Here is a 19734-nt window from a genome sequence, read left to right as displayed (position 1 = left end):
AGGAGTAGACCATGTCCGCGCAGGATCGCCAGACGTTATCGCTGCCCTCGCTCAGAAATTTGCAGGCGTTTATCGCCGTTGCTAACGCCCTGAGCATCCATCAGGCGGCGGAACAGCTCAACGTCACGCCTTCGGCGGTAAGCCACCAGATCGCGTCGCTGGAATCGTGGCTGGGCAAGAAATTATTTATCCGCAGCGGCAAAGGGGTTCAACTCACCCCGACGGGAGAAAAATATCTGCGGGAGGTCTCGGCGGCGATGAGCGCCATTGGGCGCGCCACCGATCAGATCGTGAAAGAAAAAGACAATGCTGTGCTTCGCGTGCACTCTTCCCCCACCTTCGGACTGTCATGGCTGTTGCGCCGTCTGGGCAGATTCCGCGCCGAATATCCTGATATCACCATCAATCTCACCTGCTCCTATGAGAACCTGCAGTTCGCCAGAGATAATATCGACATTGATATCCGTCATGGTATTCCGGACTGGGATGCTTACCGGGTGATGACCATTAAAAACGACACGCTGGTAGTATTGGCCTCGCCGGGCTATGCAGAAGAGCATCCCATCAGCACGCCCGCCGATCTGCTGCAACAGTCGCTTATCTCCTCCACCAGCACTCTGGTGAACTGGGAAAAATGGTTCGCCTGGCACAATATCGACAGGCCCTGGCTCAATTTCAGCCTCAGCTTCGACCGTTCCTACATGAGCTTTGAAGCGGCGCGCATGGGGCTGGGGTTTATTCTGGAGAGCAAAATGATGGCTACCGATCACCTGAAGGATGGCTCGCTGGTACAGGTGCTGCCGGATGAGATGGGAATCGCCATTAACGCGCATCATTTGGTAATGCCGCACATGAACGAACGCGCGTGGAAGATCCAGCAGTTCGTCGAGTGGATTGATCGGGAGTTGCGATTGTCGGGGTATCACCTGTAGCGATACCCCATCGTGGCGTCAGGCGACCGTGCCCCAGACGAGATTCCCCTTGTGGAACGTCGCGGTCCGCGGAGAAATGCGCGCCACCGCCTCGGCGGAACAGGAGGCGTCCACCAGCACAAAGCTGGCGTCGTCCTGCGCTTTCGGCCATACGCGTTCACCTTTATCGTTCAGCGGCAGCACGTCGCCGGTGGCGATGCCGAGCGCGCGGGAGAGCGTCTGCTCGTTCGGGCGAATATAGAGCTGGGCGTACAGATTGGCTTTCTCCAGCATGTCACCCAGACCGTACGGCGACCAGTGGTCGATCACGCTGTCGGTGCCGGTCATAACAAACACGCCCTTCTCCCGCAGCTGCTTCAGCGGCATGTGCAGGGTGCCAATCGGCACGGTGGAGGCGATGGTCACCTGCTGCGCCGCCATGCGGGTGGCAATCTCATCCACCTGCTGCTCGTTGAGCGTCGCCAGCGCGAAGGCGTGGCTGATGGTCAGCTTCCCCTTCAGCTCCGGCGTTTTCTCCACGGTTTCCACCATGTAGTTCACCGCCGCCACGCCCGCGGGGCTGGTTTCATGGAGGTGAATATCCACCCCTTTGTCGTAATCCAGCGCAATCTGGAACATGGTATCGAGCGATTTCTCCATCGCGCCGTCAACGCTGGTTGGGTCCAGCCCGCCTACGTAGTGCGCCCCCGCCTGCATAGCCTCGCGCATCAGCTTTTCAGCGTTGGAGAGCAGCAGGCCGTGCTGCGGGAAGGCAACGATTTCGCAGTCAAAACCTGCGCTGCGGCGCGCCAGCACCGCCTGCAAATTTTCCAGGTTTTTCAGGCCGGAAACCGGCTCAATATTGCAGTGACTGCGGGCGATGGTGGACCCTTTGGACTGGATCAGGTCGATCAGCTTTTCGGCGCGTTCTTGCGTGTAGGGCTGTAACTCCGGCAGCAGCTTCTGCTCCAGGCGGATCATGTCCTGAATGGTGGTGCCCGCCGGACGGTTCAGGGAGCGCCACGGGCCGCCGTAGAAGGTTTTATCCAGGTGAATGTGCATGTCGCGCATCGCCGGAAGCATCAGCTTTTTACCCGCGTCGTAGTGCGGCAGCGCGGCGTCGGCGTGGCTCCCGTTATCGCGCAGGGCGACAATTTTCACGTCTTTGATCTCCAGCGTTTTCAGCTCGGTGCGGGTGCTCGTCGCCACGCTGCCCTCGACGTTGAACCCGGCCTCCAGCAGCACGTTGTCCAGATAGTAATGTTTCGCGATGATCTTCATCGGTTTCCCCGTCTCGCAGGTTGCCTTTGCAGTGTCGGCAGCATACGCGACGGAGCCGGTGGCGCCAAACAGCGCGCAGGCGGTGACCATTTTGCCGCTCTGGCTGATAAACTCGCGGCGGCTTTTGTTTTCACTCATCTTATCTTCCTTCATTAACAATGTGGGTACCCGTTTCACCGCGCAGCGCCGCGGGCAGGCAGTCCGGCGAGGTGATGATCACCCGCCTGCCGCCGTGGCGTAAAAATGCCAGCGAGGCGACGATTTTGGGCAGCATGCTGCCCGCCGGAAAGTGTCCTTCATCCATGTAGCGCGTCATCTGCGCTACATTGACGGTGTCCAGCGCCTGCTGGTCTGGCTTGCCGAAGTTAACGCAGACTTTCTCCACGCCGGTGGTTATCACCAGCACGTCGGCGCGGATCTCGCGGGCCAGCAGCGCGGTGGAAAGATCTTTATCGATAACCGCATCGACGCTCTGATAATCCCCCTGCTCGCTGCGCACCACGGGAATGCCTCCGCCGCCCGCGCCGATGACCACAAAACCTTTCTGCGTTAGCGCCTTAATCGCATCCGCCTCGACGATGCGCAGCGGCTGGGGCGAGGCCACCACGCGGCGATAGCCCCGGCCTGAATCCTCGACAAAATGCCAGTCCGGGTGCGCGAGCTGTAGCTCGTCGCGCTGCGCCTCGCTGAAGAACGCGCCGATCGGTTTTGTCGGGTGCGTAAAGCCGGGATCGTTTTTATCCACCTCCACCTGGGTGACGACCGTGACCGCCTTTTGCTCGCCACGCGCCGCCAGGCGGTTGTTGAGCGCCTGCTGGATCAGGTAGCCGATGCCGCCCTGGGTATCCGCCACGCAGTTTGCCAGCGGGGTCAGCGGCAGCCCTTCCCGCTCGTGAGCGATCTCGGCGCGGCGCAGATCCAGCCCCACCTGCGGGCCGTTGCCGTGGGTGAGGACGATGTCATAGTCGGAGGCCAGCATTTCAAGCACCGACTCGGCCACCGCTTTGACCGCCTGCGCCTGATGTTCAATCGACTGGCTGGCGTTGTCTTTGATAATGCTGTTGCCGCCGATGGCGACGACCATAAGCTCTTTCATTTTGTTTCCTTTAGAAGGTGCGTTCTGGTGCCCTCACCCCGGCCCTCTCCCACAGGGAGAGGGGGATTAACAGAGGTATCCAGCACATGCTTCACCACAAACATGCCGCCCATCATCAGGTAGGCCGTGACGAACATCAGGGAACTGCCCTCGGCAAAGCCCACCACTGGCGCGTGGATCACGCCAAACAGCGCCAGCAGCGCGCCTCCTGCGGCGGCGGCGGCCCCGCGCAGCGGTTTGTTGATGATGGCGAAGATAGCGATACAGCCCCAGAGCATGCTGGCGAGCGGCGCGCCGTTGCCGAGGTGCATCAGCCCCTCGTAGTAGATCCCTTTGCTGTGCAGCACGTCGGTGCCAATTTTCGCCGCGCTGGTTCCCGCCGCGCTCATCACGCTGTTCATCATGGTCAGCGCCCAGTTAGCGATCCACGGGAACAGGCAGATAAAGATGACGGGCACCTCCACTTTCGGCGTTTCCCGCACCACCTGGTTGGCGGTGACAACGCCGATAAACACCAGAATCGGCACGATAGCGGTCATCGGTATGATGGCGAGCATAAAGGCCCCCAGCCCGAACAGCGGCACGATGAACATGGTCACGCCGGACGCCAGCGTGTAGCCGATGCTCGCCCCCATCGCCTTCCAGCCGGGATGGCCCACGTAGACCGTGACCGGGAACGGGTTTCCCATCAGGCAGCCGAGCATGGAAGCCAGGCCGTTCGCCAGCATCACCTTGCGGGTCGGGTACTCATCCCCCGCCGCGTGGGCGCTTTCGATGTTCTCCAGGTCAAAGATGTAGTTCGCCAGACCCAGCGGTACGGCGGACGCCAGATAAGGCAGCGCGTGCGGCAGGCCCTGCATAAAGCTGTCCACGTGCACTTCCGGCGGGTTAAAGCCGAAGGATGACATGGACGCCTTAATGGCATCCGGGCTTTGCAGTCCGGAAATCCACGCCAGCGCCGTTCCGGCAATCAGCAGCAGCAGGCCGGTCGGGATTTTGGCGAAAATCGGCTTTTTACCGAACCAGTTAATGAAGATCAGCAGCAGAACGATGAACGACACGGTGGGCGCTTCGAACGCCTGCAACATCGGGTTCATCGCCAGCAGCAGCAGGCCAAGACCGGACAGGCACGACAGCAGCACGGTACGCGGGATCATCTTGCGAATGGTCTCACCCAGGAACGAGCCGCCCGCGAGGATCATTGCTTCCACAAAGCACCACACCAGGCCAATCTGAATCGCGAAATCCGCATCCCCGGTTTGCTGGTAGACGGGCATCAGGACCAGGAAGGTCACGGTAAAAATCGAGGGTGCGCTCGGGCCGGACGGCAGCGCGGTGACGTCCGTACGTCCGGTGGCGCGCGCCATTTGCAGACCAAACCATGTGTAGCATAAACTCGCTACCAGCACCGCCAGCCCGAAGGCCGGCGCGATGCGTCCATAAACAATCTCCTTCGGGATGCCGACGACAAAAATGAGCAACCCCATCATGGTCAGCAAATTAGTCAGGTTGTTGGTCATCAACCCGAAATAGGCCGCCCAGTCACCTCTTTTCCACTCCAGTTTCATGTTTTTCATGGATGCATACCTTATAAAACGTAGCGATCGCGGAAGGTCAACAGCGCCTTTTCAAAACAGCTAAACGGCGGGTGAACGATGCCCGCCCCAATCATGCCGATACCCGCGTCTTTATGGGCAATGGCGGTGTTGATCACCGGTAGAATGCCGCTGCCCGCCACTCTGGTGATGTCGATGGCGGTTGGAATGCCCATAAACGACAGCAGCGGAATGGTGACGTTCGGGTTCTCGCCGAGGGTGATTTCGCGCATCTGGCGCGAGAAGTCGATGGCTTCCTCCACCGTGCCGCCCACCAGCGCAACGATGGCCGGTGCCGTCGCCATCGCAAAGCCGCCGATGCCGTAGGTTTCGGTGATGGCGCTGTCGCCAATATCCAGTCCGGAGTCTTCCGGCTTGTAGCCCGCGAACATCGGGCCAATCACCTGCTGCGCCGGGCCGGTGAACCACTGCCCCGGCAGGCCGGAAACGCGCAGGCCGAACTCGTAGCCGTTGCGCGCCATGGTGGTAACCACGGTGCTATATTCAATGCCGTGAGCGGCATCCAGCGCGGCTTTACACATCGCCATCCACGTCGGGCCGGAGAAGTAGTCGCTGCTGGCGACAAACTCGAACACCTCACGCTGCTGCTCCACCGGATAGCCCGCCTGAATCAGCCCCGGCGTCAGCGCCTGAATAAGAAGCGTGGTGCCGGCGTTGTTGCGGTTGTGGCACTCGTCGCCCATGTGCAGCGCCTGGGCCAGCATCAGGCGCAGGTCGATTTCGCCGATGATATTCATCGCGTCGCGCAGCATCGGGCCGAGCACGTCGCGCATCCAGTTCAGGCGGTCGATCACGCTCTGGTCGTTAGCCCCCATGCGCAGGATCTTCGCCATCTGCTCGCTGAGGTTGGTGAAGGCGCGGTTGCCGTAGGTTTTGTTCTCAACAATGTGCATAAACATTGACGCGGAGGTGACGCCCGCCATGGAGCCCACGCAGTCGTGCTCGTGGCACGGCGAGAAGGTGATCTCCCCTGAAGCCGCCAGCCTTGCGGCATCCTCCAGATCCGTCGCCAGCCCTTCAAATACCAGCGCCCCGGTAACCGCACCCTTCATCGCGCCGCACATGTTTTCCCATGCGACGGGCGGACCGGCGTGCAGAATGGTGGTGCGGGTCATGCCCGGCACTACGTTAATTGCCTGGTCATAGCCCACCAGCACCGGGTGAGACTGGATGATGCGCTCAAGGGCGATTTTGTTCGCGGCGGCGATCTTCTCCGCCAGCGGTTTTTCCGCCAGCTGGTCGAGCGCTTCTACCACCTGCATGTTGCCCTGCCCCGGCGGCGTCCAGTCGAGCTGGGTCACGGGAACGTGCTGCTTTTTGAGGTCGTCGCTGAACATCGCAATGCCGACGTTAATGACGTTAAGCGGCTGGTTGAATAAAGTGGTCATTATGCGTTCTCCCCTTTGCAGACAAATTCGCGTGCCAGTAATCCGGTGTTGGTGCTGCTGCTGGCCCAGATGACGCCTGCGTCGGTCAGCCGCTGGCACTGCTGCGCCAGCGACTGCGGATCCTGGTCGGTGCCGAGCACGTAGCCGAGGATCTCCAGCGGACGGTTATCGGCCTTCGCGATGGCCTGCGCCTCTTTGATCGCCTCGATCATCACCCCTACCGGATCCTCGTGCGCGCCGAAACCCAGCACGAAGTCCATCACGATGACGCCCACCTGCGGATCGCGCGCCTCCTGTAGCAGGCGGCTGATGCGGTTGGTCGGGTCGATCATTGGGTGCGGTTTGCCGTTGGTGAAGTCGTCGTCACCGAAGTCCAGGAAGGTGTGGGCCTGGCTGACGCTGATGTCCTTCAGGCGCTTAGCCGGATCGGGCTGGATATTGCTCCAGACATCGTCGAACTTCTCCAGCGCGGCAAACATCGCTTCGTCGCACAGGGTGCCGCCGCAGAACAGGCCGCGAATGTACTTCTGCTGTGGGGTCAGGCGGGCGCGCACCTCTTCAATCAAAGGCCAGTTGAGCGGATGCAGATCCAGGGACTCTTTTTTAATGCCGGTAAGCAGCACCGCCTTCAGCGCCGCTTCTTTGGTGCCACGCGCAAACTGCAGGCCGTCTTCATCGGCGGGCGGTTCGCTGCGGCCGAGGAAGCAAACAACCACCGGCTTGCGGCAGGCTCTGGCGCGGGCCAGCACTTTTTCTGCCACGGCAGGAGCCGCTGGTTTGGAGATGAGCGCAATCACCCGGGTGCCCTCATCCGCCTCAAGCATGTCGATGGCGTCGAGCATCATCAGGCCGCCGATTTTCTCGCTGAGATCGCGCCCGCCGGTGCCGATCAGCTGCGACACGCCGCCGCCGAACTCGTGAATGCGCACGCTCAGCTCCTGGCTGCCGGTGCCGGAGGCGCCAACAATCCCAATCGGCCCGCGACGCACCGCGTTGGCGAAGCACAGCCCCGCACCGTTGATGATGGCGGTTCCGCAGTCAGGCCCCATCATCAGCAGCCCTTTCTCATGCGCCAGCTGCTTCAGCGCCAGCTCGTCGTCGAGCGACACGTTATCGGAAAAGAGCATGACGTTAAGATCGTTTTCCAGCGCCTGACGCGCTTCGCGGGCGGCAAAGGTGCCGTTGACGGAAATGACCGCCAGGTTGCTGTCCGGGCGATGGGTCTTGGCGCTGGCAATCGTCGCGTAGCGTGCTTCATGGGTGCCGCTGCTCGCTTTATGGGTAAATAAAGCTTCTATTTCCGCCAGCGTTTCATCGTTCGCCGCGTCACCTTTAATCACGATCATCAGGTCGCCATTTTTGGCTTCCGCTAATTCCGGCGTGAGCAGCCCGAGATTTTTCAGAACGCCTTTATTCATTTCCGTCGCCATTGCCACAAACGCCTGTTCGACGCCCGGCAGTTTATTGGCTTTGGTGGAAACCGACATTAAGGAAACCGAATCGAAATACGTATTCTTTTTTATGACGATTTTGGTTGGCATTGTTTTCTCCTGAATACGGATAAAAGGGGGCCGCCGTCGCGCAGAATGCACGTCGGTAAAAATACTGTTTGAATTAACGGCCAGCCGGACGTGGCTGGCCGAATGCGTTATGCGCCCGCCGCCAGCAGCAGATCGGCTATTGCATCGAAGCCTTTTTCCCGCGCCAGTTCGAGCGGGGTTTTGCCGTATTTATCGGTCATGTGCGGATTCGCGCCGTGATCCAGCAGCAGTTTCACTATTTCCTGCTGCTTTGCGCCGCCGTCATTCAGCACGATGGCTTCCAGCAACGGCGTCCAGCCGACAAAATTAGTGTGGTTGACGTTAATATCGGTTTTTTCCAGCAGCTCGCGCACGATTTCAACGTGGCCTTTTTCACTGGCAGGGGTAATGCCCACGCCGCCGAAGCGCGTCAGACGGTCGAGATCCGGATTCGCCGGAAGAACGATGCGCAGCAGGGTTAAATCATTAGTCAGGCAGCTTATCAAGAAGGGGTTAAAACAGGTCTGGTCCTGTTTATCAATATCCGCGCCGGCGGCAATTAAAAATTCCACGCAGGCATAATGCTTTTTCAGGCTGGCAATAATAATGGCGGTTCTTTTCTGGCGGTTGGTGGCGTTAATATCCACGCCGTTATCCAGGCAGGCTTTTAGCGCGTCGATGTTGCCCTCTTCTGCCGCCAGCAGAAATTCCGTAACGAGTGCGTTTGCAGACATATTCAGTCTCCCAATGTTTCACTTCTGATGACCTGAGAATAGCAACAGCCTGGTCACAAAAGAATCCGCTTAAAAATGATTCATCGACACGCAATTCATTGTTGAGTTAAATTCAACAGTCAGGCTAAAACGTGCGTCTGTGCAACCTTTTTCTTATGGTTTACCGCTTTTTAACGCCTCAGGCAGCATTATCCTTATGGCTGTAAAAGCCTTGCAGGACGTGGCCCCGCGTAAATAGTCAGAACTGTGACACACTTCAAATATGATGTAACGGCGCTGTTAAAATATGTTCAAAACTGATGGCTGAGGATGCTGAGATATGAATTCCATCTTTACCGAAGAGAACCTGCTGGCCTTCACCACCGCGGCACGCTTCGGCAGCTTCAGCAAAGCCGCCGCCGAGCTGGGTGTGACGACCTCCGCCATTAGCTACACCATTAAGCGCATGGAGACCGGGCTGGATGTGGTGCTGTTTGTGCGCAACACGCGCAGCATCGAGTTGACGGAGTCCGGGTTTTATTTTTACCGTAAGGCCACCGACCTGCTGAACGATTTCCACGCCATCAAGCGCGGGATTGATACCATTTCGCAGGGCATCGAGGCGCGAGTACGCATCTGCATTAATCAGCTCTTGTATACGCCGCGCCATACCGCGCGTTTGCTGCAGGTGCTGAAAAAGCAGTTTCCCACCTGCCAGATCACGGTGACGACCGAGGTGTATAACGGCGTCTGGGATTCGATCATCAACAATCAGGCCAACATCGCGATTGGCGCGCCGGATACGCTGCTGGACGGCGGCGGGATTGATTACACCGAAATTGGCGCCATTCGCTGGGTGTTTGCCATCGCGCCGGAACATCCCCTCGCCTTTGTTCCCGAACCGATAGCGGAGAGCCAGTTGCGCCTATACCCCAACATCATGGTGGAAGATACCGCGCATACCATCAACAAGAAGGTCGGCTGGCTGCTGCACGGGCAGGAGGCGATTCTGGTGCCGGATTTCAACACCAAGTGCCAGTGCCAGATTCTGGGGGAAGGGATTGGCTTTTTGCCGGAATACATGGCAAGAGAAGCGATGGAAGACGGTCTGCTCATCACGCGGCGTATTAACAATCCGCGTCAGGACTCGCGCATGCTGCTCGCCACGCAGCATGCGGCGACCGGCCAGGTGACGCGCTGGATCAAACAGCAGTTTGGCCCGGAAGGCGTATTAACCGGTATATACAGTGATTTACTGTGGCGTGCTTAGTTTTTCGTCTGCACCCAAAACGCGTGGATAAGGCCCGGGAAGTAACCCAGGATGGTCAGAAGGATGTTCAGAATAAACGCCCAGCCCAGTCCCTTGCCAAGCAGCACGCCCAGCGGCGGGAGAATAATCGTAAAAACAACGCGCCAAAAACCCATAATCACTCCGTGCAAGCTAACCAATTGAAAATTAAAAAGAGACATTTCTCTAAGCATAGCCAGTTTACGGGTTACTGCCATTCGTCTCTCGCGCTTTTACCTGCCTTTACCCTCTTTACACTGGCTTAAGCCCTTCCTTAAATGTTCTACTACTCATAAATTGACCGTAAGGAAACACCATGTCTCTTTCTCTTATTTCGCCACAGCAGGCGAACGCGCTTATTAAAGAAGGCGCAAAACTGATTGATATTCGCGATCCCGATGAGTATGCCCGCGAGCATATTCCGGCAGCACGCTCCATACCGCTGGATTCTTTACCCGGTGGGCTCAATGCTGCCCCAGGTGAAACGGTGATTTTCCACTGTCAGTCCGGGACACGGACATCAAACAATGCTGCGCGACTTGCGCAGGCAGCATTGCCGACTCAGGCCTTCGTGGTTGAGGGGGGCATTCAGGGCTGGAAGCAGGCCGGGCTGCTGACCGTTGAAGATAAATCCCAGCCGCTCCCGCTGATGCGGCAGGTACAAATTGCCGCCGGGCTGCTGATCCTCTGCGGCGTGGTGCTGGGTTATAGCGTTTCCAGCGGCTTTTTCCTGCTGAGCGGTTTCGTCGGTGCCGGGCTGCTGTTCGCCGGTGTGACTGGTTTTTGCGGTATGGCACGGTTGCTGAAAGTGATGCCATGGAACCGTCATACCTCATAAGCAGTAATCAATGAATTACGCTGTACCCGGCATCAGACGTCGGCTAAGGTGAAGATCGCTAAAACGATGAGGAGGTTATATGTTTTCTGTCGGTGATTATGTGCAACCGCTTAAAGGCGGCCCAAAGCTGAAAGTGCTCGAAGTGAACGGTGAAAACGTGGTGGCGGTACAGGCCAGCAATGAACAAGGCGAGAAATATACGCTGAAAGCGGCCGATTTGGCGCCGTATACCGAAGAAGGTGATTTCGGCGTCTGCTGAACAGACAACCGGGCGGCTTGTTCCGCCCGGTCCACGTATTAGATCAGAAAATCATCCAGTGATTTACCCTCTGCCAGCGCGCTGGCAATAGGCTTCGGCGTGCGGCCCTGGCCGGTCCACGTTTTTTCTTCACCGTTCTGGTCAATAAAGCGATATTTCGCTTCACGCGGTTTACGCTTTTTAGTCGGTTTACCCGCCTGCGCCAGTTCTGAACCCAGCAGGTCAGTCGGAGAAATACCATCGGCTTTCATCAGTTCCAGCAGGGTATTAATTTTTTCCTGCTGTTCAGCGCGCTGCTGCTCTAATTCCGCCAGCTCATTGCGTTTTTCTTCAGTAACGACCCTGACCTTTTCCAGCATTTCCTCAAGAACGTCCAGGGTTAATTCTCGCGCCATCGCGCGCAGGGTTCGGATATTATTAAGATTCTGTAACGTCAAAGACATATTATTGAAAACCTTTTCTTTGGGGTAAATAGATAAATCGCCCCAAGAATAATTCATTTCAGTTGAAATATCTACCCAAAGGTCCAAACGGGCATAAATGTAAATATATTTAAATATCGCCGTTAATAATAGCGCATAGCATTGGCGGGAAACACGTAGATCTAATCACCGAATCAATATAAATGGTCAACTTTAATCCAAATCACAGCATACTGCGCTCTTATCAGGGGAGTGGATTTCTGCGTCAAAAGCAAAACACCTAAGCCGATGATTTATATCAGTAAAATATTTGATGAGACAGATTATAACGAACCGGATAAAAAACAACCAATTTTAGAGAATTTTGTGGACAAAAGGCGAGTAAATAAAAATTAATCACTAGTTGTTAGTTCAAACACAGAGATATACGCTATACACCTCAAACAAACCAACCTAAAGCACTAGCCGCTGAAGGAAAACCGATTCCACTGCGTTCTTCTCAAGGAGTTCAGACATGTTCTCGCCGCAATCTCGCCTGCGCCACGCGGTGGCGGATACTTTCGCGATGGTTGTCTACTGTTCCGTTGTGAACATGCTGATTGAAATATTCCTCTCCGGAATGACCTTCGAGCAGTCACTTTCTTCTCGTCTGGTGGCGATCCCGGTCAATATTATTATCGCATGGCCTTACGGGCTATACCGCGATGCCGTTATGCGTTTCGCGCGCCGCATCAGCCCGGCGGGCTGGATGAAAAATCTTGCCGACGTGCTGGCGTACGTCACGTTCCAGTCGCCGGTCTACGTGGCTATTCTCCTGACAGTGGGCGCGGACTGGCACCAGATCGCCGCAGCGGTCAGTTCGAATATCGTGGTATCAATGCTGATGGGTGCGGTATACGGCTATTTCCTCGACTACTGCCGCCGCCTGTTTAAGGTCAGCCAGTATGGCCAGGTAAAAGCGTAATGTGAAGCGACTGGCGAAAGCCAGTCGCAGATTTACTGTACGTCGCCAAACAGTCCCTTCAGAAACCGCTCCAGCGCCATACGCGAACTGAAACCGTGCGGAATACCATAATGCTCATGCCGTTCACCGCCTAAATAGAGCGGAAATTGCTGATAGTGGTCGCAGGTTTTAATATCCGAGGCAGGCTCAGCAAATGACAGACTTCTGTCTTTCAGCGTCGGGTGAATAATGAGAGCGGTACGTCCCATCCTGGCTTCACGATTAACATAAACATAATTCTCGCCGCGGCGATATCCATACGCTTTTGGCGTCACCTCATCCATGGTGAATCCCTCTTTTTCAAGAACGCGTGCCACCTCGTCAGGTCGTAAATACATATCTTTTCCTCGTTATCTTTTCCTGCCCGGCAACCTTACAGTAATCAGCATTAGCAGGGCTTTCAGAATAGTCCATAAACTGGCGGATAACGCGTGACGCGCTTCAGATATTAAATTTCTGAACTAAACTAAACGGGAACACAAAATTACGGAGGATCGTATGTTTAACAGACCGAACCGAAACGATATTAACGACGACGCGCAGGATATTCGTAATGATGTCAGCCAATTAGCGGACACGCTTGAGGAAGTGCTGAAATCCTGGGGATCCGATGCGAAGGATGAAGCAGATGCTGCGAAACGTAAGGCTCAGTCTCTGCTCCGTGAAACCCGTGCCCGTATGAACGGACGTTCACGCGCTACGCAGGCGGCCTGCGACATGGCAAGCTGTGCTACGACCTTCGTACGTGAAAAACCACTGTGCACGCTGGGAACCGTCGCGGCGGTCGGCATTTTTGTCGGAGCCCTGCTCAGCCTGCGTAAGTAAGCCCGCATTCTCAACCCCGGTAGCCTCAGGCGCCGGGGCTTTTTTATGCCTGTAAGCCTGAAAAACCCGTACAGCCCGCCCTGCCCCGCTGTGCTCATCACCAGGGCAATATTAATCTGAATTTCCCATATCTTGTATGGTTGAATCTTTTCTCAACTACATCTAGTATTCCCTTAAGAAAGACACACACTCTATGACGCGTTAACTCGCGCCGTTTTCTCATTCTAAATGGAAATACGAATCATGAGCATTATTATTTACACTCGTAACGATTGTGTTCAGTGCCACGCCACCAAACGGGCGATGGAGAGCCGCGGCGTGGCGTTTGAGATGGTAAATATCGACCTGGTGCCCGATGCCGCGGATACCCTGCGCGAACAGGGATTTCGTCAGCTTCCAGTGGTGGTTGCCGGTGATACCAGCTGGTCTGGCTTTCGCCCGGACATGATTAACCGCCTGAGCGCTCAGGCCACGCGTGCATGAGTGGGCTGGTCTTCTTCTCCAGCAGCTCAGAAAACACGCTGCGCTTTATTGAGCGCCTCGGGCTGCCAGCGGTGCGTATTCCGCTCAATGAGCGGGAGCGCATTCAGGTAGACGAACCTTACATTCTGGTGGTGCCCAGCTATGGCGGCGGCGGTACGGCAGGAGCAGTACCTCGCCAGGTGATCCGCTTTCTGAACGATCCTCATAACCGGGTACTGATTCGGGGCGTGATCGCGGCGGGCAATCGTAATTTTGGCGATGCCTTTGGCCGCGCCGGGGATGTCATCTCTCAAAAATGCGGCGTGCCGTATCTCTATCGTTTTGAACTGATGGGGACACAGCAGGACGTAGAAAACGTGCGTAAAGGAGTGAACGAATTTTGGCAACGACAACCGCAGAACGGGTAATTCAGGCGACGCCGGACTACCACGCATTAAACGCGATGCTTAACCTCTATGACCGGGAGGGGCGCATTCAGTTTGGCAAAGATCGCGAGGCGGTAGAGGCTTTTTTCGCCGCCCACGTGCGGCCCAACAGCGTGACGTTTGCAAGCCAGAATGAACGTCTCGACTATCTGGTTAACGAGGGCTACTACGAGGAGCGCGTCCTGGCCCGCTACGATCGTCCCTTCGTGGTAAGACTGTTTGAACGTGCGCACGCCAGCGGTTTTCGCTTCCAGACGTTTCTTGGCGCATGGAAGTATTACACCAGCTACACCCTGAAAACCTTCGACGGCAAACGCTACCTGGAAAGCTTTGAAGATCGCACCGTGATGGTGGCCCTGACGCTGGCCCAGGGCGATGAAGCGCTGGCTGAACGACTGACGGAGGAGATCCTCTCCGGCCGCTTCCAGCCCGCCACGCCGACGTTTCTCAACTGTGGTAAAGCCCAGCGCGGCGAGCTGGTCTCCTGCTTCCTGCTGCGCATCGAAGACAATATGGAGTCGATTGGCCGTGCGGTGAACTCGGCGCTACAGCTTTCCAAACGCGGCGGCGGCGTGGCGTTTCTGCTCTCAAACCTGCGGGAAGCGGGCGCGCCGATCAAGCGCATCGAAAACCAATCCTCCGGCGTGATCCCGGTGATGAAGATGCTGGAAGATGCCTTCTCCTACGCCAACCAGCTTGGCGCACGCCAGGGGGCGGGGGCGGTTTACCTGCACGCGCACCACCCGGACATCCTGCGTTTTCTCGATACCAAGCGCGAAAACGCCGACGAAAAAATCCGCATCAAAACCCTGTCGCTCGGCGTGACGATCCCGGATATCACGTTTAAGCTGGCCAAAGAGAATGCCGACATGGCGCTCTTCTCGCCGTATGACGTGGAGCGGATCTACGGCAAAGCGTTTGGCGACGTGGCGATAAGCGAGCTTTATGACGAGCTGGTTGCAGACGATCGCATCCGCAAGAAATACATCAACGCCCGCGATTTCTTCCAGACGCTTGCGGAAATTCAGTTTGAATCCGGCTATCCGTACATCATGTACGAGGATACGGTAAACCGCGCCAACCCGATTTCCGGGCGCATTAATATGAGCAACCTGTGCTCGGAAATTTTGCAGGTCAACAGCGCCTCCGCTTACGACGAAAACCTGGATTACGCGGAGATCGGCAAAGATATCTCCTGCAACCTCGGGTCGCTCAATATTGCCCACACCATGGATTCGCCGGATTTTGGCCGCACGGTGGAGACCGCCATTCGCGGGCTGACGGCGGTGTCCGACATGAGCCACATCCGCAGCGTGCCGTCCATCGAGGCGGGCAACGCCGCATCGCACGCCATCGGCCTGGGGCAGATGAACCTGCACGGCTATCTGGCACGGGAAGGCATCGCCTACGGCAGCCCGGAAGGGCTGGATTTCACGAATCTCTATTTCTACACCGTCACCTGGCATGCGCTGCATACCTCAATGATGCTGGCGCGCGAGCGCAACCAGCGGTTCGCAGGCTTTGAGCAGTCGCGCTACGCCAGCGGGGCGTATTTCAGCCAGTATCTGGAAGGCGACTGGCAGCCGAAAACCGAAAAAGTGCGCGCGCTGTTTGACCGCGCCGGCATTACCCTGCCGACGCGCGAGATGTGGCAGCAGTTGCGCGACGACGTGATGCGCTACGGCATTTATAACCAAAACCTGCAGGCGGTGCCGCCAACCGGTTCGATTTCCTACATCAACCACGCCACGTCGAGCATTCACCCGATCGTGTCGAAGATTGAGATTCGTAAGGAAGGCAAAACCGGACGCGTCTACTACCCTGCCCCGTTTATGACCAATGAGAACCTGGCGCTGTACCAGGACGCGTACGAGATCGGCCCGGAAAAAATCATTGATACCTACGCCGAGGCCACGAAGCACGTGGACCAGGGGCTGTCGCTGACGCTCTTCTTCCCGGACACCGCCACCACGCGGGATATCAACAAAACGCAGATTTACGCCTGGAAGAAAGGCATCAAAACGCTGTACTACATTCGCCTGCGCCAGCTTGCGCTGGAAGGCACCGAAATCGAAGGCTGCGTGTCCTGCGCGCTGTAAGGAGAAAGGATGAAACTGTCACGCGTGAGTGCCGTTAACTGGAACAAGATTCAGGACGATAAAGACCTGGAGGTGTGGAACCGCCTGACCAGCAACTTCTGGCTGCCGGAAAAGGTGCCGCTCTCCAATGATATTCCAGCCTGGCAGACGCTGAGCCACGCCGAACAGCAGCTGACGATCCGCGTCTTTACCGGCCTGACGCTGCTGGACACTATTCAGAATACCGTGGGTGCCCCCGCGCTGATGAGCGACGCGCTGACGCCGCACGAAGAGGCGGTGATGTCGAATATCAGCTTTATGGAGGCGGTGCATGCCCGCTCCTACAGCTCGATTTTCTCCACGCTGTGCCAGACCAAAGACGTGGACGCGGCCTACGCCTGGAGCGAAGAGAGCGCGTCATTGCAGCGCAAGGCGGAGCTGGTGCTGGAGTATTACCGCGCCGACGAGCCGCTGAAGAAGAAGATCGCCAGCGTGTTCCTGGAATCCTTCCTCTTCTATTCCGGCTTCTGGCTGCCCATGTACTGGTCGAGCCGGGGCAAGCTCACCAACACCGCCGATTTGATTCGCCTCATTATCCGTGACGAGGCGGTGCACGGGTATTACATCGGCTATAAGTATCAGAAAGGGCTGGAGAAAGTCAGCCTGGAAAAACGCGAGGAACTCAAGGGTTTCGCCCTCGATTTGCTGATGGATCTGTATGACAACGAGTTGAGCTATACCGAAGAGCTGTACGCCGGAACGGGCTGGGAAGAGGACGTGAAGGCGTTTCTCTGCTACAACGCGAACAAAGCGCTGATGAACCTGGGCTACGACGCGCTTTTCCCGCCGGAGATGGCGGAGGTAAACCCGGCGATCCTCGCGGCGCTGTCGCCCAATGCGGACGAAAACCACGATTTCTTCTCCGGGTCCGGATCGTCGTACGTGATGGGTAAAGCGGTGGAGACAGAAGATGAGGACTGGGATTTTTAATGTATGAATTAACGTTCATTAATTAAATATAAATCTCATTATTTCCACACCACTATTTCACCAGGCACTACACTGTAATCTCCCCGTCATATTCGCCTGAATCACTCCGATTCAGGCGAATTTCCCGACGCAGCAGCAAAAAATTGAGAAAAATTCAAACCGTCCTCAGCCCTTTATTCATGGGAAATTCAGCCGTTTCGCTTGCAGCAAAATTCCGGCATCAGGCCAACTCAGGGTTGTCTCAGATTCTCAGTATGTTAGGGTTATGCCCGTTAACAATTTACCATGGTAATCATATCGACATAAACAAATAACAGGACACTCTCTATTGCATGGCAATTAAATTAGAAGTGAAAAATCTTTATAAAATATTTGGCGAGCACCCGCAGCGCGCATTCAAATATATTGAGAAAGGCCTTTCGAAAGAGCAAATTCTGGAAAAAACCGGGCTGTCGCTTGGCGTTAAAGACGCCAGTCTGGCCATTGAAGAAGGCGAGATTTTTGTCATCATGGGGTTATCCGGTTCGGGTAAATCCACTATGGTTCGCCTTCTCAATCGCCTGATTGAACCCACCCGCGGACAGGTGCTGATTGACGGCGTGGATATCGCCAGAATCTCAGACGCAGAACTCCGCGAGGTGCGCAGAAAGAAGATCGCAATGGTGTTTCAGTCATTCGCGCTGATGCCGCATATGACGGTGCTCGATAATACTGCCTTCGGTATGGAATTAGCCGGCACGCCTGCTCAGGAACGTCAGGAAAAAGCCCTGGATGCTTTGCGTCAGGTTGGGCTGGAAAATTACGCTCATGCCTACCCGGACGAGCTTTCGGGCGGGATGCGTCAGCGCGTCGGATTAGCCCGCGCGTTAGCCATTAATCCAGACATATTATTAATGGATGAAGCCTTCTCCGCCCTCGATCCTTTAATTCGCACCGAGATGCAGGATGAGCTGGTAAAATTACAGGCCAAACACCAGCGCACCATTGTCTTTATTTCTCACGATCTCGATGAAGCCATGCGTATTGGCGACCGCATTGCCATTATGCAAAATGGCGAAGTGGTGCAGGTCGGCACGCCGGATGAAATTCTGAATAACCCGGCAAATGATTACGTGCGCACCTTCTTCCGCGGCGTGGATATTAGCCAGGTATTTAGCGCGAAAGATATTGCCCGACGAACGCCAAACGGCATTATTCGAAAAACGCCAGGCTTCGGCCCGCGCTCCGCGCTGAAGCTGTTGCAGGATGAAGACCGTGAATACGGTTATCTGGTTGAACGCGGCAATAAATTTGTCGGCGTTGTCTCCATCGACTCTCTGAAAAACGCCCTGAGCGAAAACCAGGGAATCGATGCGGCGTTGATTGACGCTCCACTTGCCGTGGATGCCGAAACGCCGCTCAGCGAGTTGCTCTCTCACGTGGGTCAGGCGCCTTGCGCCGTGCCGGTTGTCGGTGAAGAACAACAGTACGTTGGCATCATCTCAAAACGGATGCTGCTACAGGCTTTAGATCGCGAGGGGGCAAACAATGGCTGATCAATCAAACCCATGGGGTACCACTGAAGCTGCGGACAGCGCGGCGCAATCTGCCGATGCGTGGGGTTCCACGCCCGCACCTGCCGACGGCGGCGGCGCGGCGGACTGGCTCAACAGCGCACCCGCGCCTGCGCCAGAGCATTTCAATATTATGGATCCGTTCCATAAGACGCTGATCCCGCTGGACAGCTGGGTGACAGAGGGGATCGACTGGGTCGTTACCCATTTCCGCCCGGTGTTCCAGGGGATCCGCATCCCGGTGGATTACATCCTGAACGGCTTCCAGCAGCTGATGCTGGGCATGCCGGCGCCCGTGGCGATAATCCTGTTCTCGCTGATCGCGTGGCAGTTCGGTAGCGCGGGTATGGGCGTCGCCACGCTGATCTCCCTGATTGCCATCGGCGCGATTGGCGCGTGGTCTCAGGCGATGATTACCCTGGCGCTGGTGCTGACCGCCCTGCTCTTTTGCATTGTCATCGGCCTGCCGATGGGGATCTGGCTGGCGCGCAGCCCGCGGGCGGCGAAGATTATTCGTCCCCTGCTGGATGCGATGCAGACCACCCCGGCGTTCGTCTATCTGGTGCCTATCGTGATGCTGTTTGGCATCGGTAACGTGCCGGGCGTGGTGGTGACCATTATCTTCGCCCTGCCGCCGATTATTCGCCTGACCATTCTGGGCATTAACCAGGTGCCTGCGGATCTGATTGAGGCCTCGCGCTCGTTCGGCGCCAGCCCGCGTCAGATGCTGTTTAAGGTTCAGCTTCCGCTGGCGATGCCGACCATTATGGCGGGCGTTAACCAGACGCTGATGCTGGCACTGTCCATGGTGGTGATCGCCTCGATGATCGCCGTTGGCGGTCTCGGCCAGATGGTGCTGCGCGGTATTGGCCGTCTCGACATGGGGCTGGCGACCGTCGGCGGCGTCGGGATTGTGATCCTCGCCATTATCCTTGACCGCCTGACCCAGGCTGTCGGTCGTGATTCACGCAGTCGCGGCAACCGTCGCTGGTACACCACCGGCCCTGTCGGGTTACTGACCCGCCCATTTACAAAATAAGGAACA

General features: G+C 56.6%; 21 protein-coding genes. 12 read left to right on the top strand and 9 right to left on the bottom strand.

From position 1 onward, the window contains the following. Positions 1–11: 11 nt before the first annotated feature. Complete coding sequence (locus IM299_RS15745; protein ID WP_028014161.1) at positions 12–932, top strand: LysR substrate-binding domain-containing protein; 921 nt, start codon at positions 12–14, stop codon at positions 930–932. Positions 933–950: 18 nt separating this feature from the next. Here the strand turns inward: IM299_RS15745 and IM299_RS15740 are convergent, their stop codons facing one another. The 6 genes from IM299_RS15740 to IM299_RS15715 all read right to left on the bottom strand — a co-directional run bounded on the left by IM299_RS15740 (position 951) and on the right by IM299_RS15715 (position 8546). After that, positions 951–2330 (bottom strand): amidohydrolase family protein, encoded by a 1380-nt coding sequence (locus IM299_RS15740; protein WP_193357785.1) that lies wholly within the window; start codon positions 2328–2330, stop codon positions 951–953. Between the two features lies 1 nt (position 2331). Beyond that, on the bottom strand, positions 2332–3288 hold the full coding sequence (locus IM299_RS15735) for a carbamate kinase family protein (RefSeq protein ID WP_193357784.1): 957 nt from the start codon (positions 3286–3288) through the stop codon (positions 2332–2334). Continuing rightward, on the bottom strand, positions 3285–4865 hold the full coding sequence (locus IM299_RS15730) for a xanthine permease (RefSeq protein ID WP_193357783.1): 1581 nt from the start codon (positions 4863–4865) through the stop codon (positions 3285–3287). The genes IM299_RS15735 and IM299_RS15730 overlap by 4 nt, the downstream gene beginning before the upstream one ends. Positions 4866–4876: 11 nt before the next feature. Continuing rightward, on the bottom strand, positions 4877–6292 hold the full coding sequence (locus IM299_RS15725) for a DUF1116 domain-containing protein (protein ID WP_048959576.1): 1416 nt from the start codon (positions 6290–6292) through the stop codon (positions 4877–4879). Continuing rightward, on the bottom strand, positions 6292–7833 hold the full coding sequence (gene fdrA / locus IM299_RS15720) for an acyl-CoA synthetase FdrA (RefSeq protein WP_193357782.1): 1542 nt from the start codon (positions 7831–7833) through the stop codon (positions 6292–6294). Before fdrA ends, IM299_RS15725 begins: the two co-directional genes overlap by 1 nt. A 107-nt stretch (positions 7834–7940) precedes the next feature. Further along, a complete protein-coding gene (locus tag IM299_RS15715; protein ID WP_041908539.1) occupies positions 7941–8546 on the bottom strand; it encodes an ankyrin repeat domain-containing protein in 606 nt (201 codons plus the stop codon). Positions 8547–8865: 319 nt separating this feature from the next. Here IM299_RS15715 and IM299_RS15710 point away from each other — a divergent pair, with 319 nt between their 5' ends. Next, complete coding sequence (locus tag IM299_RS15710; protein WP_028014168.1) at positions 8866–9795, top strand: LysR substrate-binding domain-containing protein; 930 nt, start codon at positions 8866–8868, stop codon at positions 9793–9795. Here the strand turns inward: IM299_RS15710 and IM299_RS15705 are convergent. Beyond that, positions 9792–9950 (bottom strand): YqaE/Pmp3 family membrane protein, encoded by a 159-nt coding sequence (locus tag IM299_RS15705; protein ID WP_032644909.1) that lies wholly within the window; start codon positions 9948–9950, stop codon positions 9792–9794. The genes IM299_RS15710 and IM299_RS15705 overlap by 4 nt on opposite strands. A 179-nt stretch (positions 9951–10129) precedes the next feature. Here IM299_RS15705 and IM299_RS15700 point away from each other — a divergent pair, with 179 nt between their 5' ends. After that, positions 10130–10651, top strand: coding sequence for a rhodanese family protein (locus IM299_RS15700; RefSeq protein ID WP_193357781.1), 522 nt, complete (start codon positions 10130–10132; stop codon positions 10649–10651). 79 nt (positions 10652–10730) lie between these two features. Beyond that, a complete protein-coding gene (locus IM299_RS15695; RefSeq protein ID WP_028014170.1) occupies positions 10731–10910 on the top strand; it encodes a hypothetical protein in 180 nt (59 codons plus the stop codon). Between the two features lie 38 nt (positions 10911–10948). Here the strand turns inward: IM299_RS15695 and stpA are convergent, their stop codons facing one another. After that, positions 10949–11353: a DNA-binding protein StpA gene (gene stpA, locus IM299_RS15690; protein WP_041908535.1), complete on the bottom strand. Its 405-nt coding sequence runs from the start codon at positions 11351–11353 to the stop codon at positions 10949–10951. 493 nt (positions 11354–11846) lie between these two features. Here stpA and alaE point away from each other — a divergent pair, with 493 nt between their 5' ends. Further along, a complete protein-coding gene (gene alaE, locus IM299_RS15685) occupies positions 11847–12296 on the top strand; it encodes an L-alanine exporter AlaE (RefSeq protein WP_028014172.1) in 450 nt (149 codons plus the stop codon). A 32-nt stretch (positions 12297–12328) separates the two neighbouring features. Here alaE and IM299_RS15680 read toward each other — a convergent pair whose 3' ends face one another. Then, on the bottom strand, positions 12329–12673 hold the full coding sequence (locus IM299_RS15680; RefSeq protein WP_023308923.1) for a DUF2002 family protein: 345 nt from the start codon (positions 12671–12673) through the stop codon (positions 12329–12331). A gap of 160 nt (positions 12674–12833) precedes the next feature. On the opposite strand from IM299_RS15680, the gene IM299_RS15675 reads away from it, so the two are divergent. From IM299_RS15675 to proW, 7 genes are all read left to right on the top strand, one after another. Beyond that, entirely contained in the window at positions 12834–13160 is a 327-nt protein-coding gene (locus tag IM299_RS15675) for a DUF883 domain-containing protein (RefSeq protein ID WP_023308924.1), read from the top strand. Positions 13161–13403: 243 nt separating this feature from the next. Then, the gene (nrdH, locus tag IM299_RS15670) at positions 13404–13643 is read left to right on the top strand and encodes a glutaredoxin-like protein NrdH (protein WP_041908533.1); all 240 of its coding nucleotides are present in this window, start codon (positions 13404–13406) and stop codon (positions 13641–13643) included. After that, positions 13640–14050: a class Ib ribonucleoside-diphosphate reductase assembly flavoprotein NrdI gene (nrdI, locus tag IM299_RS15665; RefSeq protein ID WP_041908531.1), complete on the top strand. Its 411-nt coding sequence runs from the start codon at positions 13640–13642 to the stop codon at positions 14048–14050. Before nrdH ends, nrdI begins: the two co-directional genes overlap by 4 nt. Beyond that, complete coding sequence (gene nrdE, locus IM299_RS15660) at positions 14023–16167, top strand: class 1b ribonucleoside-diphosphate reductase subunit alpha (RefSeq protein ID WP_193357780.1); 2145 nt, start codon at positions 14023–14025, stop codon at positions 16165–16167. The genes nrdI and nrdE overlap by 28 nt, the downstream gene beginning before the upstream one ends. A gap of 9 nt (positions 16168–16176) precedes the next feature. Next, positions 16177–17136: a class 1b ribonucleoside-diphosphate reductase subunit beta gene (gene nrdF, locus IM299_RS15655; protein ID WP_048957989.1), complete on the top strand. Its 960-nt coding sequence runs from the start codon at positions 16177–16179 to the stop codon at positions 17134–17136. 332 nt (positions 17137–17468) lie between these two features. Continuing rightward, on the top strand, positions 17469–18671 hold the full coding sequence (gene proV, locus IM299_RS15650) for a glycine betaine/L-proline ABC transporter ATP-binding protein ProV (RefSeq protein WP_028014177.1): 1203 nt from the start codon (positions 17469–17471) through the stop codon (positions 18669–18671). Beyond that, entirely contained in the window at positions 18664–19728 is a 1065-nt protein-coding gene (proW, locus tag IM299_RS15645) for a glycine betaine/L-proline ABC transporter permease ProW (protein WP_028014178.1), read from the top strand. The genes proV and proW overlap by 8 nt, the downstream gene beginning before the upstream one ends. The last annotated feature ends 6 nt before the right edge of the window (positions 19729–19734 follow it).

The sequence above is a fragment of the Enterobacter cloacae complex sp. P47BA genome (assembly GCF_014930485.1).
In the GTDB taxonomy this organism is placed as follows: Bacteria; Pseudomonadota; Gammaproteobacteria; order Enterobacterales; family Enterobacteriaceae; genus Enterobacter; species Enterobacter bugandensis.
The sequence above is the reverse complement of the archived record's forward strand: the minus strand, read 5'-3'. Positions and strand labels throughout refer to the sequence as shown.